Origin of the sequence: Longimicrobium sp. (assembly GCF_036280135.1) — a bacterium.
Classification (GTDB): Bacteria; Gemmatimonadota; Gemmatimonadetes; order Longimicrobiales; family Longimicrobiaceae; genus Longimicrobium.
In genome coordinates this window covers 1-22,353 of sequence record NZ_DASURI010000038.1, presented here as the reverse complement: position 1 = coordinate 22,353, position 22,353 = coordinate 1, and the positions used below count along the sequence as shown (strand labels likewise).

Annotated in this window: 26 protein-coding genes; 19 read left to right on the top strand and 7 right to left on the bottom strand. The window is 71.4% G+C overall.

What is annotated here, in order from left to right:
• On the bottom strand, positions 1–457 hold a 457-nt coding region (modA, locus tag VFZ20_RS01255), incomplete at its 3' end, for a molybdate ABC transporter substrate-binding protein (RefSeq protein WP_329681994.1).
• Between the two features lie 757 nt (positions 458–1,214).
• On the opposite strand from modA, the gene VFZ20_RS01250 reads away from it, so the two are divergent.
• Positions 1,215–1,457, top strand: a complete 243-nt coding sequence (locus tag VFZ20_RS01250; protein ID WP_329681993.1) for a hypothetical protein — start codon at positions 1,215–1,217, stop codon at positions 1,455–1,457.
• A gap of 31 nt (positions 1,458–1,488) precedes the next feature.
• Positions 1,489–1,752 carry a hypothetical protein gene (locus tag VFZ20_RS01245; protein WP_329681992.1) on the top strand — a complete coding sequence of 88 codons (264 nt, stop codon included), beginning with the start codon at positions 1,489–1,491 and terminating at the stop codon, positions 1,750–1,752.
• 346 nt (positions 1,753–2,098) lie between these two features.
• Here the strand turns inward: VFZ20_RS01245 and VFZ20_RS01240 are convergent, their stop codons facing one another.
• The gene (locus VFZ20_RS01240; RefSeq protein ID WP_329681991.1) at positions 2,099–3,778 is read right to left on the bottom strand and encodes a M6 family metalloprotease domain-containing protein; all 1,680 of its coding nucleotides are present in this window, start codon (positions 3,776–3,778) and stop codon (positions 2,099–2,101) included.
• Positions 3,775–4,176 carry a hypothetical protein gene (locus VFZ20_RS01235; protein ID WP_329681990.1) on the bottom strand — a complete coding sequence of 134 codons (402 nt, stop codon included), beginning with the start codon at positions 4,174–4,176 and terminating at the stop codon, positions 3,775–3,777. Before VFZ20_RS01235 ends, VFZ20_RS01240 begins: the two co-directional genes overlap by 4 nt.
• Positions 4,177–4,414: 238 nt before the next feature.
• On the opposite strand from VFZ20_RS01235, the gene VFZ20_RS01230 reads away from it, so the two are divergent.
• Together VFZ20_RS01230 and VFZ20_RS01225 are read left to right on the top strand one after the other, a co-directional pair.
• Positions 4,415–5,353: a glycosyltransferase family 2 protein gene (locus VFZ20_RS01230; protein ID WP_329681989.1), complete on the top strand. Its 939-nt coding sequence runs from the start codon at positions 4,415–4,417 to the stop codon at positions 5,351–5,353.
• A complete protein-coding gene (locus VFZ20_RS01225; protein WP_329681988.1) occupies positions 5,350–6,498 on the top strand; it encodes a glycosyltransferase family 4 protein in 1,149 nt (382 codons plus the stop codon). Before VFZ20_RS01230 ends, VFZ20_RS01225 begins: the two co-directional genes overlap by 4 nt.
• A gap of 334 nt (positions 6,499–6,832) precedes the next feature.
• On the opposite strand, the gene VFZ20_RS01220 is transcribed toward VFZ20_RS01225, so the two are convergent.
• On the bottom strand, positions 6,833–7,075 hold the full coding sequence (locus tag VFZ20_RS01220) for a hypothetical protein (protein WP_329681987.1): 243 nt from the start codon (positions 7,073–7,075) through the stop codon (positions 6,833–6,835).
• A 162-nt stretch (positions 7,076–7,237) separates the two neighbouring features.
• Here VFZ20_RS01220 and VFZ20_RS01215 point away from each other — a divergent pair, with 162 nt between their 5' ends.
• From VFZ20_RS01215 to VFZ20_RS01190, 6 genes are read left to right on the top strand one after another with little or no spacing between them, the layout of a single operon-like run.
• Entirely contained in the window at positions 7,238–8,029 is a 792-nt protein-coding gene (locus VFZ20_RS01215) for a class I SAM-dependent methyltransferase (RefSeq protein WP_329681986.1), read from the top strand.
• On the top strand, positions 8,005–9,171 hold the full coding sequence (locus VFZ20_RS01210) for a glycosyltransferase family 1 protein (RefSeq protein ID WP_329681985.1): 1,167 nt from the start codon (positions 8,005–8,007) through the stop codon (positions 9,169–9,171). Before VFZ20_RS01215 ends, VFZ20_RS01210 begins: the two co-directional genes overlap by 25 nt.
• On the top strand, positions 9,168–9,305 hold the full coding sequence (locus tag VFZ20_RS01205; RefSeq protein ID WP_329681984.1) for a hypothetical protein: 138 nt from the start codon (positions 9,168–9,170) through the stop codon (positions 9,303–9,305). The genes VFZ20_RS01210 and VFZ20_RS01205 overlap by 4 nt, the downstream gene beginning before the upstream one ends.
• Entirely contained in the window at positions 9,302–10,438 is a 1,137-nt protein-coding gene (locus VFZ20_RS01200) for a glycosyltransferase (protein ID WP_329681983.1), read from the top strand. Before VFZ20_RS01205 ends, VFZ20_RS01200 begins: the two co-directional genes overlap by 4 nt.
• On the top strand, positions 10,435–11,430 hold the full coding sequence (locus VFZ20_RS01195) for a GDP-L-fucose synthase (protein ID WP_329681982.1): 996 nt from the start codon (positions 10,435–10,437) through the stop codon (positions 11,428–11,430). The genes VFZ20_RS01200 and VFZ20_RS01195 overlap by 4 nt, the downstream gene beginning before the upstream one ends.
• A 59-nt stretch (positions 11,431–11,489) precedes the next feature.
• Positions 11,490–13,925, top strand: coding sequence for a polysaccharide biosynthesis tyrosine autokinase (locus tag VFZ20_RS01190; protein ID WP_329681981.1), 2,436 nt, complete (start codon positions 11,490–11,492; stop codon positions 13,923–13,925).
• 74 nt (positions 13,926–13,999) lie between these two features.
• Here the strand turns inward: VFZ20_RS01190 and VFZ20_RS01185 are convergent, their stop codons facing one another.
• Entirely contained in the window at positions 14,000–14,290 is a 291-nt protein-coding gene (locus VFZ20_RS01185) for a type II toxin-antitoxin system RelE/ParE family toxin (RefSeq protein WP_329681980.1), read from the bottom strand.
• A complete protein-coding gene (locus VFZ20_RS01180; RefSeq protein WP_329681979.1) occupies positions 14,281–14,550 on the bottom strand; it encodes an addiction module protein in 270 nt (89 codons plus the stop codon). Before VFZ20_RS01180 ends, VFZ20_RS01185 begins: the two co-directional genes overlap by 10 nt.
• 249 nt (positions 14,551–14,799) lie before the next feature.
• Between VFZ20_RS01180 and VFZ20_RS01175 the strand changes: the two genes are divergently transcribed.
• The 8 genes from VFZ20_RS01175 to VFZ20_RS01140 all read left to right on the top strand — a co-directional run bounded on the left by VFZ20_RS01175 (position 14,800) and on the right by VFZ20_RS01140 (position 20,623).
• Positions 14,800–15,543 (top strand): YebC/PmpR family DNA-binding transcriptional regulator, encoded by a 744-nt coding sequence (locus VFZ20_RS01175; protein ID WP_329681978.1) that lies wholly within the window; start codon positions 14,800–14,802, stop codon positions 15,541–15,543.
• A 5-nt stretch (positions 15,544–15,548) separates the two neighbouring features.
• Positions 15,549–16,127, top strand: a complete 579-nt coding sequence (gene ruvC, locus VFZ20_RS01170; protein WP_329681977.1) for a crossover junction endodeoxyribonuclease RuvC — start codon at positions 15,549–15,551, stop codon at positions 16,125–16,127.
• A complete protein-coding gene (gene ruvA / locus VFZ20_RS01165; RefSeq protein WP_329681976.1) occupies positions 16,124–16,711 on the top strand; it encodes a Holliday junction branch migration protein RuvA in 588 nt (195 codons plus the stop codon). Before ruvC ends, ruvA begins: the two co-directional genes overlap by 4 nt.
• Positions 16,712–16,810: 99 nt before the next feature.
• Complete coding sequence (locus tag VFZ20_RS01160) at positions 16,811–17,398, top strand: hypothetical protein (RefSeq protein ID WP_329681975.1); 588 nt, start codon at positions 16,811–16,813, stop codon at positions 17,396–17,398.
• 158 nt (positions 17,399–17,556) lie between these two features.
• Positions 17,557–18,636 carry a Holliday junction branch migration DNA helicase RuvB gene (ruvB, locus tag VFZ20_RS01155; RefSeq protein WP_329681974.1) on the top strand — a complete coding sequence of 360 codons (1,080 nt, stop codon included), beginning with the start codon at positions 17,557–17,559 and terminating at the stop codon, positions 18,634–18,636.
• Positions 18,633–19,679 carry a tRNA preQ1(34) S-adenosylmethionine ribosyltransferase-isomerase QueA gene (queA, locus tag VFZ20_RS01150; protein ID WP_329681973.1) on the top strand — a complete coding sequence of 349 codons (1,047 nt, stop codon included), beginning with the start codon at positions 18,633–18,635 and terminating at the stop codon, positions 19,677–19,679. Before ruvB ends, queA begins: the two co-directional genes overlap by 4 nt.
• A 258-nt stretch (positions 19,680–19,937) precedes the next feature.
• Positions 19,938–20,441 (top strand): hypothetical protein, encoded by a 504-nt coding sequence (locus tag VFZ20_RS01145; RefSeq protein ID WP_329681972.1) that lies wholly within the window; start codon positions 19,938–19,940, stop codon positions 20,439–20,441.
• On the top strand, positions 20,438–20,623 hold the full coding sequence (locus VFZ20_RS01140) for a hypothetical protein (protein ID WP_329681971.1): 186 nt from the start codon (positions 20,438–20,440) through the stop codon (positions 20,621–20,623). The genes VFZ20_RS01145 and VFZ20_RS01140 overlap by 4 nt, the downstream gene beginning before the upstream one ends.
• A gap of 439 nt (positions 20,624–21,062) precedes the next feature.
• Here the strand turns inward: VFZ20_RS01140 and VFZ20_RS01135 are convergent, their stop codons facing one another.
• A complete protein-coding gene (locus VFZ20_RS01135) occupies positions 21,063–21,248 on the bottom strand; it encodes a hypothetical protein (RefSeq protein ID WP_329681970.1) in 186 nt (61 codons plus the stop codon).
• 338 nt (positions 21,249–21,586) lie between these two features.
• Between VFZ20_RS01135 and VFZ20_RS01130 the strand changes: the two genes are divergently transcribed.
• The gene (locus VFZ20_RS01130) at positions 21,587–22,279 is read left to right on the top strand and encodes a hypothetical protein (RefSeq protein WP_329681969.1); all 693 of its coding nucleotides are present in this window, start codon (positions 21,587–21,589) and stop codon (positions 22,277–22,279) included.
• The last annotated feature ends 74 nt before the right edge of the window (positions 22,280–22,353 follow it).

Here is a 22,353-nt window from a genome sequence, read left to right as displayed (position 1 = left end):
CCGGCACCGCCTCCGGGTCGCCCAGCGCCAGGTTGCGGAAGGGCAGGGAGGCCAGCGCGCACGGCTCCGCCAGCGTGGACGTGTCGCGCGCGTTGGCGACGATCACGAGCGTGTTGCCCAGCAGGTCGCGGCGCGTGCCGGGGATGAGGCGGCCGGCGTTCTGGACGGTGTCCATCCACGCCTCGCTGGCGCTCAGGAACAGGTCCATCCCCCGCGCCGCGCCCACCTGGTGTGCCAGGTCGTTGCTGCCCGCGAAGTTGAAGACGACGTGCGTGCCGGATTCGCGCTGGAACGCCGCCCCCAGCTCGTCCATGGCCTCGCGCAGGCTGGCCGCCGCGAAGACGAGCACCTCGCCGCCCGCCGCGGCCGAGCCCGCCTTCGCTGTGTCGCCGCCTCGATCTGCTCCGCCGCACGCGGCCAGCAGCGCCAGCGCGAAAAGCGGGATGATGCGCTTCATCAGATTTCGAATTGCGTGGTTGGCGCAGGACGGGTCCTGGGCGTGTGACAGGCCCTCGCGAGCGCCCTCTCTCGCCCACCTCCCCCAACCCCTGGGGGAGGTTGGACCGGGAGCGACTCTCATCCCGCAGGGTGCGCGTAATGCCGAATGACCCAGGCTGACGATCGGAAATGAAGCTCATCCGCCCAGCACCTGCCGTACCGGGATCCCGACGCGTGGAACGCGTCGCGGAGCCCGAGGCGCGGGCAACCAGATTCTTCGGCCGGCGCGACCGTTCCGTGCACGGGATGGTGGGACGCCGCGCCGGCCTCAGAATGACAGCGCTACGCCGAGCTCGCAAAATCCTGCTTGGCGCGGCGAATATAGGGGTCGCGCGGGGATGCCGCACAGGATGCTTGTCGGCGCGGGCGGGGGCGGCTATCGGTGGCGGGAATTGTCCGGACCGGAGCGACAATCCGCGTGTGGACTCCGATCACGGGGAGCGAGGGCCAAAGCGCAACCCGTCCGCCCGCGGCCGTCGAGCACCGGGCCGGACGAGGCGACCTGCATCATCCGGGAGACGGACTTTCCGTGGCACGAGACGGGATGTCTCGCCTGCGTTGCAGTGTTGTGCAGCAAGAGTTTGTGCCGTCTTTTTCCGGGTGATGGCGGACGGAGGCAGGCGGGTGGATGCGATGAACCGGGCGGGGGGTGGCGCGGGGTGTTATCTTATAGCAGCAGAAGTTGATCACCTTCCCCGGGAGTCCGAATGTCGACAGTGGATCTGGCTGCGGAAATGGCGGCGGCGCGCAAACGGCGCGAGGAGCAGACCGCGAAGCTCCTGCGGGACGCGCGCGTGCAGGCCATCCGCGGCGCCTCGCGCCCGGGATCGACGCGCGCGGAGATCGAAGAGCGTGCCCGCAGCTTTTACCCCCGCCTGAGCGAGGAGCTTCTCCTCGAGGCCATCGACCTGGTGTGCGACGACCAGCGCACGCCGGCGACGCGCGTCGTCGAGGACTGACCGCACCGTCCCTATCCACCCGCGGGAGCGCATGGCCAAGATTCCCACCGAGTGGCTGACGGAGCGGGCCGGCAACCGCCCCACGGCGGAGCACCGCAACCTGCCGGAGATGGCGGGCCTGCGCATCCGACGCGAATGGGACAAGCTTCGCGCGGAGCTCCAGGAGGGCGACGAGCTGTGGGCGTTCGCCAACCCGTCCAACACCTGGAAAAAGCAGGGGAAGCAGACGGGCTACGCCGTGGTGCGCAACGGCAAGATCATCAAGAGCACCGTCGTCACCAATACGTTCGCCTGACCTCCGGCCCTCGCGCCGGTTCTCATACGAGACGGCCGCGATCCCGCTGGGGTCGCGGCCGTTTCGGCTGAAGGACGGCGATCGTGCACGGTGGCGGACTGTCTCTCGCGCGCGGAGGGCCCCCTCCCCCCTCCCCCGCTTCGCGGGGGAGGGGGAGAACTGCGCCGAACGACGCGGGCTCCGCGCGAATCAACCGCGCGGAGCCCGCCTGTATCCACGGCACTCGCCCCTGCCGGGACCCGTCGGCGAAGGCCGACATCACGTTTTCGGAGCCGCGATTTCAATCGCCCGGGGCTGGGGGCCGACGCGCCTGCCTCGATCTCCCCGCCGTCGCGTCTTCGCGCCGCTACTCCTCCGTCCGCATCAGCCCCGCGGCGGCGGCGCCGAACTCGGAGAGGGCGTTGGGGCGCGTCTTTACGTACGCGGCCAGGTCGCCCACGTCGTAGCGGCCGTTGCGGTTGCCGAACGCGTCCAGCGCCTCGCCATCCGTCGCGGACGGCGCCGTTCCCGTCGTCGCCAGGAAGGGCTGCAGCAGCACCCCGCGATCCAGCACGGGCAGGGTCGACACGCGGATGCGCGCCTGGCCGCCGACCATGTCCATCTCCAGCAGCACGTCGGCGCGCGCGCCGGAGTTCAGCAGCAGCGCCGGCGTGGTCGTGGGGCCCAGCGTGCGGCTGCCGGCGAAGACGTCGCCCGCCACACCACGGTTGCCGCCCTCGTCCGCCGTGCGGATCAGCGCGCCGTCGCCGTCGGCCTCCACCAGCGACACGCGGTAGATGCGCTGGCAGGTGGCGCAGGGGCGCAGGGGCAGGTCCGGCTGTACGTGGTACACCAGCACGCCGCCCAGGGGCAGCCCCGCGTCAAAGCCCGTCTGCGGACGATACTCCAGCAGCAGGTACTCCTGGTTGCCGCGCAGGGGCACCTGCAGCACGCGCCCGCTCGTCTGCACGGGGTCCAGCAGGTACTCGCGCCGCCACCCCGCCTGCGAGGTGGTGCGCTGCACCCAGCCCAGCGACAGCTTTTCGTACGCGCCCATGTGCGTGGGCGTGGTCACCTTGCCGAATGTGGAGCCGTCGCCGCAGCCCCACGACCCGGCAGCCATGAGCGTCCAGCAGCCCAGCACCCAGCGGCGCTGCTGGGGAAGGATGCCGGCCGTGGCGTCGTAGAAGTCCGGCAGGCCGAACGCGTGCCCCGTCTCGTGCGCGATGGTGGCGATGTTCTGCGGCTGGCCGTCGCAGTCCACGGCGCTCTGGATGATGTAGTCGTCCACGAGCACGGGCTGGCCGTTGGGGCGCAGGTCGTCGGTGCGGTACGCCTGGCCCGTCCAGCCGCGGATGGCGGAGCGGTGCGGCCACACGCCCGGCCCGCCGCACGACGCCGCGATCTCGCCGAACTGGAACACCGTCACGTCCACGTAGCCGTCGTCGTCGCCGCTGTTGGCGATGCCGTCGGGGCCGTCGTTGTCGTACTGCGCGAAGTTGGTCGTGGGGTCCAGCTTGGCCACGGCGTCGCGCAGGTAGGCGCCCATGTCGGCGTCGTCGCCCAGGCCCATGGAGGTGCCCACGGCCTGCACCCGCGGAATGTCCGTGCGCACCCACGGCAGCACCGTTCCCGTGAGGTTCACCTGTCCGCCGCTGATCTCGCGGTAGAACTGCGTGAGGTTGCCCAGCGGGTTGGGGCCAAAGAGCTGGTCCGCGACCACGCTCGTGCCCACCGGCGGCTGCGGCGAGTCGGAGAACTGCGCCATCACCACCACCATCCGCAGGTTGCCGCGGTTGGGCAGGACGACGTGCTGCGGACCGTCCCCGGGCGCGAAGGTGGCGGACTGCATCCCCTCCGCCTGGCCGCGGTGCATCCACCCGCGACGCAGCTCGAAAAAGCCGGGGTCCTGGCGCACGCGCGCGTAGTAGCCGGGCGGCAGCGGGCGGCCCGTCACCCGCGACGTCATCTCGATGTCCTGCGCCCCCGCGGGCACGGACGCCAGGGCGGCCAGCGCGCCGGCCGCGATCCAGGTGCGGGCGCTCATTGGGCAGCCGCCCGCGTGAGGGTGACCTGGTAGCCCGCGAGCGACGCGCGCAGCTGGTCGTCCGCGTCCGCCAGCTCCACGACGCGGGCCGTGGGCGCGGTGTTGCCGGGTGCCACGCGCACGCGGAAGCCGATGGCGCCGGGCGCCGTCCGCACCACCACCACGCGCCGGCCCCCGGTGACGGGGCTGCTGGCTACGATGGCGGGGCCGTTGGACTGCACGTCCTCGATGCCGGAACCCGTCAGCTCCACGAGCGCGGCGGATTCGGAAGACGTGGGGCCCTGCAGCAGGGCGTCGAAGTTGCCGCCCGTGGGCTCGGGCGGGGTCTCGGGGCCGCCGTCGCAGGCGGCCAGCGCCAGCATCATGGGCGCGGCGAGCAGGAGGGAGCGAAGGCGCATGGCTCGTGGAATCTCTCGAAGAAACGCGCGGGGGAAGGGGCTCGATGCAACTGTAACGAACGAGGTGGTCCGGATTGCACATCCCAATCTAACGCCGCGTCCGGAAATGGGAGAAGCCAGTTGCGGATGACGGACGCGGATTCCGCGTGCGGCGCCGCGCCCGTTGCGCCCACGCGCGCCTGCGGCCTATGCTGTGCCGGCTCGTCGCCCGTCCGCACTCCCCCGTTCCGCGCCGCTGGTGACCGACCTCGCGCCCATCGACCGCCCGCTCACCATCGGCATCTGCACGCGCGGACGGCGCGACGCGCTGCTGCGCTGCCTGCGTTCCCTGCGCCACGCGGACGCCGTCACGGACCGCGTGATCGTCGTGGACGACGGCAGCGAACCGCCCGTGGAGCCCGGGCTGCGCGAGGCGCTCGGGGCGGACGCGCCCCCACGGCTGACGGTGATCCGCTTCGAGCGGGGGCGCGGCGTTTCGGCCGGGCGCAACCGCATCGCGGCGGAGGCGCGGACGCCGTGGATCCTGTACCTGGACGACGACGCGGCGCTCCTTTCGGCGGACGCCGCCCGCGCGGGGATGGACGTGCTGGCGCGGGACCCGTCCGTGGCGGCCGTCGCGTACCCGCAGTCGGACGCGGACGGCGTACTGTACCCAGCCGGCGCGCAGCCGTCCCCTTCCACGCGGCCGTCGCTCGTGCGGACGTTCATCGGCTTTGGGCACATGGTGCGGCGGGACGCGCTGCTGGCCGTGGGAGGGTACCGCGAGCTGCTGGAGATCATGGGCGAGGAGCGCGAGCTTTCGCTGCGGCTGCTGGACGCCGGGCACCACATCGTCTACCTGCCGGACGCCCCCATCGCGCACTTGGCGGACGCCGGAGGACGGGACGCGCGGCGCTTTCTGTACCTCACGGTGCGCAACGACGTCCTTTCCGCGCTGCTCAACGAGCCGCTGCCGATGGCGGTCGCCTCGGCGCCCGTGCGGCTGTGGCGCTATTTCCCCATGCGCCGGCACTGGGGCGGGGAAGACCCCGGCGGCTTTCGGCGCATCGTGGGCGCGGTGGCGGGCGCCCTGCCGCGCATCGCGCGCGAGCGGCGGGCCGTGCGCTGGCAAACGCTGCGCGCGTGGCGGGAGCTGGCCGCGTCGCCGCCGTACCATCCACCGGACGGGCCGTCGTGAGCCGCCCCCTCCGCCTGCTCACGCTGGGGCACTCATACGTCGTGGGCACCAACCGCGCGCTGGCCCGCGCCCTGGCGGACGTCGGCGGAGACGCGTGGAAGGTGACGAGCGCCGCGCCCGGCGCATTCCCGGGCGACCTGGGTCCCATTCGGCTCGATCCGCTGCCCGGCGAGCGCGTGGAGCCGCTGACGGTCCGCGGCGCGCGCCGCATCCACACGATGACGTACGGTCGAGGCCTGCGCGCGCTGCTGCGGCGCGGGTGGGACGTGGTGCACTGCTGGGAAGAGCCGTTCGTCCTCGCGGGGGCGCAGGTGGCGGGCTGGACGCCGCCGGGGACGAAGCTCGTCTTCGCCAGCTTCCAGAACCTGCCCAAGCGCTATCCGCCGCCGTTCCGCTGGACGGAGCGCTTCGCCATGGGCCGCGCGGACGGGTGGATCGCGTTCGGGCGGACGGTGGAGGACGCCCTGCGTCGCCGCCCGGGCTACGCGACGACGCCGCACCGCGTGATCGCGCCCGGCGTGGACACCGCGCTTTTCCGGCCGGATGCGGATTCCGGCGCGCAAACGCGGACGGAGCTGGGTTGGGCGGATGCGGGTCCCCCCATCGTGGGCTACCTAGGCCGCTTCGTCCCGGAGAAGGGGCTGGAGACGCTGATGCGGGCGCTGGATGGTGCCGCGGAGCCGTGGCGCGCGCTGTTCGTGGGCGGTGGGCCGATGGAGGGCGCGCTGCGGTCGTGGGCCGCGCGGCATGGCGACCGCGTGCGGATCGTGACGGGCGTGGGGCACGGGGACGTGCCGCGCTACCTGAACGCCATGGACGTGCTCTGCGCGCCCAGCCGGACCACGCCGCGCTGGCGCGAGCAGCTGGGCCGCATGCTCACGGAGGCGATGGCGTGCGGCGTGCCCGTCATCGGCAGCGACAGCGGCGAGATCCCGCACGTCATCACCGACGCTGGCCTGGTCTGCGCGGAGGACGACGTCGCCGCCTGGACCCGCGCGCTGGAATCACTGCTCGCGGACGACGCCAAGCGCGCCGATTACGCCGCGCGCGGTCTGGCCCGCGTGGAGGCCGAGTACGCGCTGACTGTCGTCGCGCGCCGGCACCTGGAATTTTTCCGAAGTTTGGTGGACCAATCGGCCTCGTAGATGTCGCGGAATCCCAGCCGGAGCGAATGAATTCGCCGCTGGAAATTCGCAAAGTCCACCTTCGTGGACTGCACCGCGGCCCTCGTGCGGAAGGGCACAGCTTCCGTAGCAGGCAGCGAATGCCTTCAGCCGTTTGGCGGAGAGTTGGAGAAGGTGTACTCAGGCTGCCGCCTCTGGGGCAGTCCGCGCAGGCGGACTTCGTGCCGTTCCAGCGGCGAATTCATTCGCTCCGGCGTGAGCCTGGCCACCTTCGAGTGGTACGACGAGGAACCAGCGGAGGGGGAGAAAACAGCGGGCGCCGCTCCCTCGCAGGAAGCGGCGCCCGGGGTGTGGCTCAGACCCAGCAGTCGGTCCCGCCGCAGCTGCCGTTGCAGGAGTGGCCGCAGGTCTCGTACTGCGTCTCGTAGTAGATCCAGACCGTGTACCAGTACGTGGTGCCGGCGTCGGCATCCTTCTCCTGCTCCGCCACGTGGCCGTGCACAGTGCCGGCTCGGCCCTTCGCGGGCGCGGTCGTGCGGAACGAGTCGACGTTCAGGTCCTCGATTTCGAGCTTGAGCTTGCGCGTACGAGAGGCCATCGTGTTGCTCCGGTGAAGGTTGCGAAAACTGCGGCGGAAAAAGTTGTGAAGAATCCCGGATCGCGTCAAGACCTGTCCGAACGCTCGTTCGGGCTTGCGTAGCGGCGCCGATCCCCGTTGCTTGTGGCCTCGTTGGAACCACGTCCCTCACACGCGCAGCCCGTGCCTGATCCGGCCACCCCACCTCCCGCCGATCCCCTTCGCTCCGGCGAGTACGCGCGCAAGCAGCTCTTTGGGCGCGGTCTCATCGGGTGGAGCCACGCGCGGCGTTTTCACGCGGCGCGGCGCGTGGTGCAGCCGTACGCCGGCCGTCCCCTGCTGGACTACGGCTGTGGCGACGGCACCTTCCTGGCCCTCGTCCGCGACCTCTTTCCCGACAGCGTGGGCGCGGAGATCGATCCCGCGCTCGTGGACGACGCGCGCGGACGCTTCGGGACGGCGGGGGGGCCGCGCTTCATCCACACGGCCGACGTTCCCGCGCTCCCCGATGGCGGCTTTGGCGTGGTGACGTGCATGGAGGTGCTGGAGCACTGCACGGCGGAGGTGGCGGAGGGCGTGATCCGCGAGCTGCGGCGGCTGGTGGCGCGCGACGGCGTGGTGATCGTCAGCGTCCCCGTGGAGACGGGCGCCGCGCTGCTGGTAAAGACGGCGGCGCGCGCCGCGGCGGGGCTGCGCGGCGTGAGCGGATACCAGGACCGCGAGCGGTACGCGCCCGGCGAGCTGGCGCGGATGCTCTTTGCCGGCGCGGGGACGACCATCGACCGCCCCGTGTACGAGACGCGCTTTCCGGACGGCTCGCCCAACCGCTACCACGGCCACAAGGGCTTCAACTGGCGCGTGCTGGCGGAGCGGCTGCGACGCGACTTCGACCTGCGCGACGTGCGCTTTTCCCCCGTGAACGCGCTGGGCGGGCTGCTGAACAGCCAGGTGTGGATGACGTGCGCCCCGCGCTGAGCGTCGCCGTGGTGGCGGATTACGTGGAAGAAGCCTGGCCCAGCATGGACCTCGTCGCCGAGCTGACGGTGGACGCGCTGCGCGACCACACGCGGCACGCGCCCACGCTGCTGCGCCCGCGGATGCCGCGCCCGTTCGGGCGGATGCTGGGCGGCGCGCGCGTGGCGCACAACGCGGACCGGCTGCTGGCCCGCCACGCCGCGTATCCCCGCTGGCTGCGGCGCCATGCGGGCGACTTCGCGCTCTACCACGTGTCCGACCACAGCTACGCGCACCTGGTGAACGTGCTGCCGGCGGAGCGGACGGTCGTCACCTGCCACGACCTGGACGCGTTTCGCTCGCTGCTGGAGCCGGAGCGCGAGCCGCGTCCGTTCTGGTTCCGGCGGATGATGAGCCGCGTGCTGGGCGGGCTCAAGCGCGCGGCGCACGTCGTCTGCGACAGCGACGCCGTGCATGCCGAGTTGCTGTCGACCGGCGTGCTGCCGCCGGACCGTGTGAGCACCGTCCCGCTCCCCGCGCACCCGGATTTCACGTCCGCCCCCCATCCCCCCGCCGATGCCGAAGCCGCGCGCCTGCTGGGCGAATCCGCGGAGACGATCGACCTCCTCCACGTCGGCAGCACGGTGCCTCGCAAGCGCATCCCCCTGCTGCTGGAGCTGGTGGCGCGCGTCGCGGACGATCCGCGCATCCGCATGGTGCGCGTGGGCGGCCCGCTGACGGCGGAGCAGCGGCGCATCGCGATGGATCGCGGGATCGCGCATCGCATCATCGAGCTGCCGTTCCTGGACCGGCCGACGCTCGCGGCCGTCTACCGCCGCGCGGCGCTGGTCGTCAATCCGTCAGAGCGCGAGGGGTTCGGGCTGCCGCTGGTAGAGGCGATGGCGTGCGGCGCGCCCGTGCTGGCGTCCGACCTGACCGTCTTTCGCGAGGTGGGTGGCCCCGCCGTGCGCTACGTGACGGGAGACGACGCGGATGCGTGGGCCCAGGCCCTGCGCGCCGAGCTGGCTCGCTTCGCATCCGCCGAAGCTCGTGAAGACGCGCGGCGGATGGCCCTCGCCCGCGCCGAGCGCTTTACCCTCGCGGCGTACGGGCGGGGGCTCGCGGCCGTGTACGATCGCGTGCTGGCGGAGGTGGGATCGTGAGCAAGACCAACAGAAAAGTTCTCACGCAGAGCCGCAGAGGCGCAGAGTACTTCGTTCCGGAGATGAAGTACTCTGCGTCCTCTGCGGCTCTGCGTGAGAAAAAGCAGTTCGCAGTTGGGGTTTTGGGCCGATGAAGCGCCTGCGCGTGCTGCACGTGGGCAAGTTCTATCCGCCGCACCACGGCGGGATGGAGAGCCACGTCGAGACGCTGTGCCGCGAGCTGCGGGCCGACGTGGACGTGGAGGTGCTCGTCTCCGCGGACGATCGCCGGACGACGCACGAGACCGTGGACGGCGTGCCCGTCACGCGCATCGGCACGGTGGCGAACGTCGCCTCCGCGTCCATCAACCCGGGGATGGCGCGGGCCATCCGCCGCTCGCGCGCGGACGTGGTGCACTTCCACCATCCCAACCCCACGGGCGTGCTGTCGTACCTGGCCAGCGGACGGCGCGGCCCGCTCATCGTCACGTACCACAGCGACATCATCCGCCAGCGCGTGCTTGGCGCCATCTTCAACCCCGTGCTGCACCGCTTTCTGCGCGGCGCGCACGCCATCCTGGCCAGCTCGCCGGACTACGCGCGCAGCTCGCCCGTGCTGCGCCGCCACGCGGACCGCGTGCGCATCGTCCCCTTCGGCATCCGCGCGGACGCGTTCGCATCCGCCGACCCGGAGGAGGTGGCGCGGCTGCGCACCCTGTACGGTTCGCGCGTGGTGCTGGCGGTGGGTAGACTGGTGTACTACAAGGGTTTCGACTACCTTATCCGCGCGATGCAGCGCGTGGACGGCCGCCTCGTCATCCTGGGAGATGGCCCCTTGCGCGCGGAGCTGGACGCGCTCGCGGCGCGGACGGGGGTGGCGGACCGCGTGACCATCGCCGGCGGCGTCCCCGACGTGGCGCCGTACTACCACGCGGCGGACGTCTTCGCTCTGCCCGCCGTGGCGCGAAGCGAGGCGTTCGGCCTCGTCCAGCTGGAAGCCATGGCCGCCGGGCTCCCCGTGGTCAACACGCGCATCGACAGCGGCGTTCCGTTCGTCTCGCGCGACGGCGAAAGCGGCATCACCGTGCCCCCGGCCGACGTGCAGGCCCTGGCCGGCGCCCTGGGGCACCTGCTGGACGCCCCGGAGGCCCGCCGCCGGCTGGGCGGCGGTGCCCGCGAACGGGCGCGCCGCGACTTCAGCCTGGAGCGCATGGTGGCCCAGACGCTCGCGACCTACCGCGAGGCCGCCGCGCAAAATCCTCTGACTCCCAAGCCCACAGCCGAATGACGGAAGCGACCCCGGCCGCGACGCCCCAGCCGCACCCCGAGCGAGAGCCTTCCGCCGGCTTCTGGCGCGGACGCCGGGTGCTGGTGACGGGCGGCTCCGGCTTCCTGGGCTCGCACCTGGTGGACCAGTTCCGGGCCCTGGGCGCGGACCCGTTCGTCCCCCGCCGCGCCGAGTTCGACCTCACCCGCCAGGCGGACGTGGAGCGCGTCTTCGCCCAATCTGCCCCGCAGATGGTGATGCACCTGGCCGCGGAGGTGGGGGGCATCGGCGCCAACCGGGCCGCCCCGGGCCGCTTCTTCTACGCCAACGCCCTCATGGGCGTGATGATGATCGAGGAGGCCCGCCGGGCCGGCGTGCAGAAGTTCGTTCAGGTGGGCACCGTGTGCGCCTATCCCAAGTACACCCGCGTCCCCTTCCGCGAGGAGGACCTGTGGACGGGGTACCCCGAGGAGACCAACGCCCCGTACGGTGTCGCCAAGAAGGCGCTTCTCGTGCAGCTGCAGGCGTACCGCGAGCAGTACGGGATGAACGGCATCTACCTGCTGCCCACCAACCTGTACGGCCCCCGCGACAACTTCGACGAGGCCACCTCGCACGTGATCCCCGCGCTCGTCCGCCGCATGGTGGAGGCGCGCCGCGCGGGACAGCCCACGCTCGCCGTGTGGGGCACGGGCAACGCCTCGCGCGAGTTCCTGTACGTGGAGGACGCCGCCCGCGCGCTCCTGCTGGCGGCCGAGCACTACGACGGCGCCGAGCCCGTCAACGTGGGAATCGGCAACGAGATCCGCATCCGCGAGCTGGCGGGGCTCATTGCCGCGCTGGTGGGGTACGAGGGCGCGCTGGCCTTTGATCCCGCCAAGCCCGACGGGCAGCCGCGCCGCTCGCTGGACACCCATCGCGCCCTGGAGCGCTTCGGCTTTCGCGCCCGCGTGGCCATGCGCGAGGGGCTGCGCCGCACGGTGGACTGGTACCTGGGCCAGCATCCGGATTGAGTGACCGGGCGCCGCCCGCGCGCCCGCCTGCATAGGACGTCCCCCACACCTGCCGTACCTTGTCCGACATCGTTCCCCGCCGCCCGCCCGTCCCCGAGACGGCGCCGCTCCCGCCGCAGCTTCCGCTGCTTCGCTCCGACCCCGCCGAGCCCGCGCCGGGCGAGGGCATTCCCCTGCGCGAGTACCTGGGCGCCCTGCGTCGGCACCTGTGGCTCATCCTCACGGCCGTGGTGGTGTCCGTGGGCTTTGCCGCGTACCGCATTCGCCAGGAGCCGCCCCGCTACACGGCGGCCAGCGCCGTGCGGCTGGTGAACGCGCGGCAGGAGATGGCGGGGCAGATCGGCACCGGGCAGCAGGACCAGCTTCCCGGCTGGTACACGGACCCCATCCTGTCGCAGATCCAGGTGCTGCGCAGCCGCGCCGTGGCCCAGGAGGTCGTCGATTCGGTCGGCGGGCGGCTCAAGCCGGAGGACCCGGAGTTTCCCTTCGGCCTGCTGCGCGACGTCGTCGTCACTTCCGCCGCCCGGCCGGGCGACACGCTGAGCCTGACCTTTACCCGCGCCGTCGTGCGCGGACGGATGGGCGCGCGCACCGCCCAGGCGGAGTACGGACAGCCGCTGGACCTGGGGGGCGTGCGGCTCACCGTGCAGGCGCGGCCGCCGCGCTACGCCACCACCCGGCTCAACGTGGTGGACGCGCGGTCGGCGGAGATGTGGGCCATTGGCTCCATGACGCCCGTGCAGCGCGAGATGACCAACGTCATCGACATCCAGTTTACGGCCAACGACCCCGTCGTGGCCCAGCGCGCCGCCAACGCCGCCGCCGCCAGCTTTCAGACCGTGTCCATGCGCAGCGCGCAGACGCAGTCGCGCCGGCGCCGCGTGTTCGTCGAGGAGCAGCTGCGCAGCACCGACTCGCTGCTCCTTGTCGCGCAGCAGCAGCTGAGCGCCTTTCGCCGCGGCGTGCGCGCCTTCAGCCCGCGCGAGAAGTTCCGGACGACGGAGGAGGGGCTGGCCGAGTTCCGCCTGCGCCGCCAGGCCCTGCTGACGGAAAAGGGCATCTACGACCAGATGGGACGTGAGCTGCGGACGGACCGCGGCCGCGAGGGCTCCGAGCAGATCGCCGCCCTGGCCGCGTCGCCCGAGGTGGCCACCAACGGCGGCATCGTGGCCCTGTACCAGCAGCTCATCAAGTACCAGACGTCGCGCGACTCGCTCACGACGGGCCGCTGGTCCCGCGCGGGGACCAACCCCGACGTGCAGCAGCTGGACTCGCTCATCTCCACCTACCGCGGCCGGCTCGTGCGCGCCGTGCAGGCCCGCAGCGACGCCCTGGCCGCGCAGATCGGCGTGCTGGACGAGGTGATGTCGGCCGACGCCGCCTCCATCGCCGGGCTGCCGGACGCCGAGGCGGAGGAGATGCGCCTGTCGCGCGAGGTGGAGACGCTGCAAAAGCTCGTGGACGACCTGCGCCGCGACCACCAGGAGGCGCGCATCGACGAGGCCGTCGAGGCCGGCCAGGTGGAGATCGTGGACTGGGCGCTGGCCCCCGGTACCCCCGTGGGCACGGGCGGGCGGCGGCGCCTGCTCTTTGCCCTGCTCGTGGGGCTGATGATCGGCGGCGGCGGGGCGCTGGTCCTGGACCGGTTGAACACGGCCCTCGTGCGCCGCGAGGACGCCGAGGCGGCGCTGCACGTGCCCGTCATCGCCGTCATCCCGCGCATCGGCGACCCCCTGCGCCCGGCGGACCGGCTGCAGCGGCTGCGGACCCGCCTGCTGCCGCGCCTGCCCCAGCGCGCCGAGGAGCGCGGCAACGCGCTGGTGACGGTGAACGACCTGCACTCCGTGGGCTCGCAGGCGTACCGCAAGCTGCGCACGCACCTGATCTTCTCGCAGGGTGGCCAGCCCCCGCGCACGCTGATGATCACCAGCCCCGCCGCGTCGGAGGGCAAGACCACCGTCAGCGCCAACCTGGCCACGACGTTCGCCCAGCAGGGGCTGCGCGTGGCCCTGCTGGACGCCGACCTGCGCCGGCCGCGCATGCACGGCGTCTTTGCCCTGTCGCGCACACCGGGCCTTACCGAGGTGCTGCAGGGCGAGGCGCCCCTGGACGAGGCCCTGCGGACCACGGGCGTGGACGGGCTGCACGTCATGGGCGCCGGCCGCCTGGTGGGCGCCGTGAGCGAGCTGCTGGGCGGCGCCGACATGGGCCGCCTGCTGCGCGAGCTCCACGCGCGCTACGACGTGGTGGTGCTGGACACGCCCCCCGTGCTCGCCGCCGCGGACGCCGAGATCCTGGCCGCCCAGGCCGACGCCGTGCTGGTGGTGGTGCGCGCCGGGCAGACGGAGCGGCAGAGCGCGCACTACGCCATCCAGCAGCTGCGGGCCATCGGCGCGCGCATCGTGGGCGCCGTGCTCAACGATCCCGACCAGAAGACGGCAGGCTACGGCAAGTACTCGTACTATTACGACTACTACGCCGAGGCCGCGGACTGACCGTCCGTCATCCGCCGGAACGACGACGGCCCTCCCGCTGAACGAGAGGGCCGTTTGCGTGCGGAAATGTGGACCTAGGGCTCCTCTCGCCAGTAGCCGGGTTTTCGTCTGTGGTGCGCGACGGCGAGGATGAAGATGGTGCTCTCCTCGATCCGGTAGATCAGATTGTAGGGATAGCGCTTGAGCACGTACTTGCGCTCGTGGTGTTCGACGGGCGACCCGATCAGGGGCTCGCGTCTGAGCTGCGCGTATCCGCGCTTGATCTCGCCCAGGAACGCCCTGCCGAGATCGAGGCTGATCTTCCCGTAGAACTCAACTGCTTCGCCGACGTCCGCTTGTGCTGGAGCGAGCACCTTCAGCCGCATCGGCGCAGGCGCTCCTCGAGGTCGGCGATGGAGTCTTCTTCGGAGATCGCCTCCATCTCTCCTCGCTTGTACGCCAGCCAGCGCCGGTGCGCTTCCTCGTTCCAGGCGCGCGCGACCTGGTCCCCCGGATCTTCATCCAGGCTGTCGAGCAGTTCCGCCGCGAGCTGGGCACGAAGCGGAGCGGGAAGGCTCATCACCTCCGATTCCAGCTTCCTGAAGTACGGGGCGTCGGTGCTGATCATTTCCGCGGGCGTGCTCATCACGTCCTCCCGGTTGAGTGTCTGAATCGAACGTAATCACCTCCCCGGAATCTGCATAGGGCCGTTACAAAACCCGTCCGGGCCGTGGATCAAAGGGCGCGCCCCGATGGCGTTCGGGGCGGATCAGAGGGCCGTTGCCCATCATCCGCATCCCCCGCGTTGAAGCAACGTGGGCGGGCGCATATATTTGTGGGCTGCATTCCGGACGACGATCACAACGGCACACGCACACACGCGGAGGATGGTCCGATGGCGGGGCATAGCAAGTGGAAGCAGATCAAGCACAAGAAGGCGCTGACGGACAACAAGCGCGCCGCCACCTGGACCAAGAAGATCCGCGAGATCACCGTGGCCGCCAAGGAAGGCGGCGGTGACCCCTCGGGCAACCCGCGGCTGCGCCTGGCCATCGACACGGCCAAGTCCGTCAACATGCCCAACGAGAACATCGAGCGCGCCATCAAGAAGGGCACGGGCGAGCTCGAGGGCGTGAACTACGAGGAGATCACCTACGAGGCGTACGGCCCCGCGGGCGTGGCCATCATGATCGAGTCGCTCACGGACAACGGCAACCGCACCGTGGCCGACATCCGCCGCTGGCTGTCGCGCAACGGCGGCAACCTGGGCACCACGGGCAGCGTGGCGTGGATGTTCGACCGCCGCGGCCAGATCTCCATCGACGGCGGCAAGCACGACGAGGAGACGGTGATGATGGCCGCGCTGGACGCGGGCGCGCTGGACGTGGAGAGCGGCGAGGATGGCTACACGGTCTACACCGAGGTCGGCGACTTTCACGCCGTGCAGGACGCCCTGCGCGCCGCCGGCATCGAGTGGGAAGACGCGGAGCTGGCCATGATCCCCAAGACCGAGATCCGCGTGGAGGGCGCCGATGCCGAGCAGCTGCTCAAGCTGCTGGACCTGCTGGAGGAGCTGGACGACGTGCAGAAGGTGTACACCAACGCCGACGTCGACACCGACAGCCTGGCCGAGGTCTGATCCCCGTGGACACCGCCGCGGGGGTGTCTCGCGGCCCGGCCGGGGCGACCGTGCTGGGCGTGGACCCCGGCACGGCCGTCACCGGCTACGGCGTCGTTCGCCGCGGGGCGGACGGCGCCGTGTCGCTGCTGGAGTGCGGCGTCATCCGCACGGACGCCCGCGCCGAGCTGGCCGACCGCCTGCGCGACATCCACCTGGGCGTGCTGGAGGTGATCGAGCGCACGCAGCCCGCCGCCATGGCCGTGGAGGGGGTGTTCTACGCCAAGAACGCCCGCACCTCCGTGGTCCTGGGGCACGCGCGCGGCGCCATCCTGCTCGCCGCCTCCCTCCGCGGGCTGCGCGTGGCCGAGTATCCCCCGGCGGAGGTCAAGTCCGCCGTCGTGGGCGCCGGCCGCGCCACCAAGGACCAGGTGGGGCTCATGGTGCAGCGGCTCCTCAAGCTGCGCGCGGTGCCCAAGCCGCACGACGCGGCGGACGGCATCGCCATCGCGCTGTGCCACTGCTTTCGCGGCTTTGGCCCCACGGCCAAGGCTCCCCTCGACCTGAAGCTCAAGATGCTGGGCATTTCCGGAGGCCGCCGTTGATCACGCGCGTGCGGGGCGAGCTGCTCGTCCGCGACCTGGAGCGGGTGGAGGTGATGACGCCGGGCGGCGTGGCCTACGAGATCGCCATCCCCACCACCGTCTTCGAGCGGCTGCCGCGGCTGGGCGAGCAGGTGACCATCCGCACGTACCAGCTCGTCCGCGAGGACGCCGTGATGCTCTTCGGCTTCCTGGATGAGACGGAGAAGACGGTCTTCATGCGCCTGCTGAGCGTGAACATGGTGGGGCCCCGGCTGGCGCTGGGACTGCTCTCGGCGCTCACGGCCGAGCAGGTGGTGCGCGCCGTGCGCGAACGCAACGCGGCGGCGCTGACGGCCGTGTCGGGCGTGGGCAAGAAGACGGGCGAGCGCATTGTCCTGGAGCTCACGGGCAAGCTGGACGACCTGGCCTTCGCCTCCTCCGCGCTGGGCCAGCGCGCCCCCGCGGCCGAGGAGGCCCTGCGCGCCCTCACGGCCCTGGGCGTCACGCAGTCCGACGCGGACCGCGCCGTGCGGGCGGCCATCCAGGAGAAGGGCAACCTTTCCGCCCCGGACCTGATCCGCGAGGCGCTGGCGCGGATGAAGTAGCCCGGAAACCCGCGGCGGCCATCGCCCGTATCCACCGCCACGCGCGGAACGGGATGGACGATCCCGCCGCGGTCCTGGTCGCCCAACGGAGTCCTTTCGATGCAGCAGCCCGTCACCCCCTTCGACAACGTTCCCGGCCTGGAGCCCGCCCCCGCGGACGGGCGCTGGACGCCGGGAGCCATCGCCGTCATGGCCTTTGGTGGCACGCTGGCGCTGAACATCCTGCACGTGCCGGGCGTCACCGTGTCGCAGTGGATTCCCGTCTTTCTGCTCGCCACGGGGTGCATGGCGGCCGTGCGGTGGAAGCGCGCCGGCGTGCGCAACGAGCTGCGCAACCAGGCGTCCGCCAAGATCGCGGAGTTCGGCGGTGGCGTGTACGGCGCCATCGCCATGGCCACGTGGCTGCAGCTGGAGATCGGCGACTTCGTGGGCGACGTGGTCGCGGCGGGCTCGATCGGCGACTTCGTCGGCTCGCTGTCGCTGGGGTGGATGATCTCGCAGGCCGTGTCGTCCATCAAGTTCGCCCTCCAGGCGGGCCTGTGGCCGTGGCACTGGTTCTCGTCCTACGGGATGCAGACGGTGCTGATCGCCGCCGGCGTGGCGTGCGGCCTGGACTGGCTGCTGAAGGTGGCCAGCCCCCGCTACGCCTCCATGCGTGCCGAGCAGGAGAAGATCGCCGCCGCCTGACCGCGCGGATCCGCGATCGACCGAATACACGTCGGCCCTCCCCATCACGGGGAGGGCCGATCTGCTTTCCGGGGACGGCGCGCGACGCGAGTGGCATCTGCCGAACAAAGTCCGTACATTGGGAGTGCAGTCCCTGTCACTCCCTGGTGGAACACTCGATGTCACAGCCCCCGCGCTCCGAGATCACCACGCCCGACGTCCTGGGCGACGAGGAGACCAGCGAGCTTTCGCTGCGTCCCCAGCGCCTGGCCGAGTTCATCGGCCAGCCCAAGGTCAAGGAGTCGCTGCAGATCGCCATCGACGCCGCGCGCAACCGCCGCGAGCCGCTGGACCACACGCTGTTCTACGGCCCGCCGGGGCTGGGCAAGACCACGCTGGCCCTGCTGATGGCGCGCGAGCTGGGCGTGAACATCAAGATCACGGCGGCGCCCGTCCTGGAGAAGCCGGCGGACCTCGTGCGCGAGCTCACCACGCTGCGCGAGGGCGACATCCTGTTCATCGACGAGATCCACCGCCTGCGCCCCATCATCGAGGAGTTCCTGTACCCCGCCATGGAGGACTGGCGGATCGACGTGCGCCTGAGCGACGGCCCGCACGCGCAGATGATCAGCATGCCCGTGGAAAAGTTCACCCTCATCGGCGCCACCACGCGGTTTGGCCTGCTTACGCCGCCCATGCGCGCCCGCTTCGGCATCGTGCAGCGGCTGCACTACTACCCCGTGGAGCACCTGGCCTTCATCGTGGAGCGCACGGCCGAGATCCTGGGCGTGGGCTGCGACAAGGACGGGGCGATGGAGATCGCGCGGCGCTCGCGGGGCACGCCGCGCGTGGCCAACCGGCTCATGCGCCGCGTGCGCGACTACGCCCAGGTGCGCGCGGACGGCCACATCAACCGCCCCGTGGCCGACGCCGCCCTGCAGATGCTGGACGTGGACGAGTTCGGCCTGGACGAGATGGATACGCGCGTGCTGCGCAGCATCATCGAGCAGTTCGGCGGCGGGCCCGTGGGGTTGAACACGCTCGCCGTGGCCATCGGCGAAGACGCGGGGACGCTGGAGGAGGTGTACGAGCCGTTCCTCATCCAGAACGGATTCCTGATGCGCACGCCGCGCGGCCGCGTGGCCACGGCGCTGGCCTACCGCCGCTTTGGCTACGCGCCCCCCGTGGACCAGCAGACGGGGCTCCCCGGCCTGGGAAGCCCGCCGCGCCCCGCCCAGCCCAACCTGTTCGACGCGTGAGCGAGCGCACCTACGTCACGTCGGACTTCGACTTTCACCTCCCGCCGGAGCAGGTCGCCCAGGCCCCGGCGGAGCGACGCGACGCCAGCCGCCTGCTGGTCGTGGACCGCGCGGCGGGTTCGCTGTCGGACCGCGGCTTCGCCGACCTCGTGGACTACGTCCCCACGGGCGACGCGCTGGTGCTCAACGAGACGCGGGTCTTTCCCGCGCGCCTGCTGGGCCGCAAGGCGACGGGCGCCGCGGCGGAAGTGCTCCTGCTCAATCCGTATGAGGGGCAGGAGAAGGTGTGGACGGCGCTCGTGCGCCCTGGCGGCAAGCTCAAGCCGGGCCGGACGGTGGAGGTCGGCCCGGAGCTGTCCGTACAGATCCTGGAGTCCACGCCCGGCGGCGAGCGCATCGTCCGCCTGGACACACCCCTGGGGCTGACGGAGGCGCTGGACCGCTACGGCGAGATTCCCTTGCCGCCGTACGTGGAGCGCGCGGCGACAGAGGAGGACCGCGAACGGTACCAGACGGTGTACGCCCGCGAGCGCGGCTCCGTGGCGGCGCCCACGGCCGGGCTGCACTTTACCCCCGCGCTGCTGCGGGGACTGGAGGCCAAGGGGGTGCGCATCGTGCGGCTCGTGCTGCACGTGGGCGTGGGCACCTTTCGCCCCGTGGAGACGGAGGACCCGGCCGAGCACCGCATGCACTCCGAGCGCTACGCCGTCTCGGCCGATGCGGCGGACGCGCTGAACGCCACGCGGGCGGCCGGCGGCGCCATCTGGGCCGTGGGGACAACGGTCGTGCGCACGCTGGAGAGCGTCGCCACGGACGACGGCGTGGTGCACGCGGGCGAGGGATGGACGGACATCTTCATCCGCCCGCCGTACCCCTTCAAGGCGGTGGACCACCTCGTCACCAACTTTCACCTCCCCCGCAGCACCCTGCTGATGCTGGTGAGCGCGTTCGGCGGCTACGAGCTGGTGATGCGCGCGTACCGCGAGGCCATCCATCGGGGCTACCGCTTTTACTCGTACGGCGACGCCATGCTGCTGGTGTAAACGCACTTGCGACAGGCCGCGCGGCGGGCCGGCATTCCATGGGATGCCGGCCCGCTCCTTTTGTGCGCATTGCGTGCACTCGGCACCGCAATGACTTACGGCAATTGCTGCACGCCGGTGGCGCATTCGATGCGCGTTGCAAGCCGGTTGAGACACGTCGCAAACCAATTATCAGCAAGCACTTGCGTGGGTGTGGAGACGTGGTGAGATTCGGTTGTCAACGCTGCGCGCTTCGCTCATGCCGATCCGCGGGAGACCATGGGCCCGATGCTGCGATGGTTCGTCTTTACGGTGGGGATGGGCCTGCTGCCGTTCGGGTTTCTCGTCCTGCAGCAAGCCTTGCGTGGAATCCCGCCCGGTCAATGGCAGAACTCGCCCGAGCTGTTCTTCTTTTCGATCGTCGTGTGCGCATCGCAGCTGGACGGGATCTTTGCCTCGCTGGCATCCAGCAACGACAGGGAGGGAGATCAGGACCGGGAGAAGGCCGCGCTCGTTCCGATGTTCGGCCTGTTCCTCCTGGGCGCCATCCTCTCGGCTGCCCTGTACGGTGTGTACGTGGATCATGCCCGGAACGATCCGGCGCGCATAATCGGCGCGGTGTGCGGACGGTTTCCCTCTTCCACGAGCCCGGACGTCCGGGAGCACTGCACCGAGTGGTTGGCATTTCAGGCTAATCTGTTTACTTTCTCCATGTGGACGGCCGGCGCGCTGGGCGTGCTGGGAACAGTCGCCGAGTGGATTCGAACCAGGAGGCAGCCATGAACCTGTACTACGAAGTGCTCATCTGGGCCGCCAAGCTCAACATGCTTGGGCTTGCCATCACCACGTTCTGGGCCCTGGGCGTCGTCGTTCACGATCGCTACGTCAACGGCAACGTCGACGCGTTCAAGCCCGAGCGCCGCATGGGACCCGCCGACCGTCGGGCGCATCAGCCCGGCCGCTGATTGCGACATGCCCACGGATTCGGCCATCCGCCTGCTTTACAAGGTCGCAATCGTCGGGTGTACGTGTACATCCCCGTGTACGTGCTCGTCGCGCTTGCATGGTGGGTAGCGTGTTCTACGAGCGCTACGTGACGGGCAACGTCGACGCGTTCAGGCCGGAGCGCCGCGTGGAACCCGCCGACCCCCGCGCCCACCTGTCCGTCAGCGGATCCCGCGACGCACGGATCGCCCCGGGACCACACGTGTCCCGGGGCGATTGCGTTCGTGGAGTGCGGATGACTGGAACGGCGCTCCGCTGTTGATCTGACTCTCGCAGTCCACCGCCGCCGCACGCCGTGGAGTCGCGCAGCGTCAGAATGCGGGACCCGGCAGGTTCACGGGCACGCCGCGCACGCCCCGCGTTCCGCTGCCGAACGGGCGCAGCTGCGGCGGCCGCGGCTCATCCGCGCCCGTCCCGCTGCCGGCCGTGAGCACGGACGCCGTGGCGAACGGCCCAGCCTGGCCGGTCCGCCGCGAGCCGCGCGGGTCCCGGCGTGGGCGGGTCCGATGCGGCGCGGGCGCCCGGCGGTTCCCAATCCACGCGCGGCGCCAGCGTGGAGCTCTCGTCCAGCCGCGCGTCCTCCACGCCTGCGTACTCGCGGTGGAGGGCGCAGAAGAATACGGCCCGCCCGCCTCGTTGTCGCTCCGCTCGGGGGCGAACGCCACCGTTCCCGGTCCGTGGCGCGCGTGGGCTGGCTTTCTTCCGCGGCCATCGAAGAACGTGAGCGGGGGCGCGGGCGGAGGACGTGTGCCGGCGCATCCGCAGCCTCTTCGGCAGGGCTTCGGCTCCGCCCGGACGGCGTCACGGCGGATGCGGGGGCGGCGAAACGACGGGGCCGGGAATGGAACTTGCTCCCGCCCGCCGACAACACACCCGGGCCTCGAAGCCCGGGACGCCCACCCGGAACATCGGAGAGAGTGCCCGTGGCCCTCACCCGTAAGATCTCGCGCGCCATGCAGCGGCAGGTGGACCTGACCACCGCCGTGTGCCAGGAGCGGCTGCTGTCCACCCACGTGCGCCACGTGCTGGCCCTCGTGGACCTGGTGACCGACGAGCTGCCGTTCGACTCGGCGGTCGACATCTACGCCCGCATCCTGCGGCTCACGCCGGAGCAGGCCCGCAACGTGGGCAGCCGCGCGCTGGCGGCCATCGGCCGGCGCAGCGGGCTGACGGAGGCCGAAGATCTCAACCTGGACCTGGCCGACGACGAGAGCGACCTGGATGACTCGTCGGACCGGGGCAGCGACGAGGGGCGCTTCGACGCGGTGTTCTCGCGCGTGCGCCGCCGCATCCGCGGACGCGTCAAGGACGACCTGCGCCAGCGCATCAACCTGGCCGCCGCCCGCGCCGAGGACGCCCTGTTCGAAACGCACGTGCAGAACGCGCTCGTGTTCGGCAAGGCGCTTGCCGAGGAGGTGCCGCTGCACGAGGCCGTGGACCTGTACCTGGACGTGATGGCCATCCCCGAGGGCGTGTCGGACGTGATCTTCAACCGCGCCCTTCGCGTGGTGGCCGACGACGTGCTGCCGCCCCTGGACGCGGCCCGCGTGCCGCGCCGCGAGGTGGACGGCCGCGCGGCGGGCACGGGCGCGCCGGCCGCCACGCCGGTTTCGTAAAGCGGGGAGCAAACGCGTGACGCCCGCTCCGGGCGGGCGTCACGCCAGGGCCGGGTCCGCGCGCGCCCTGCGGC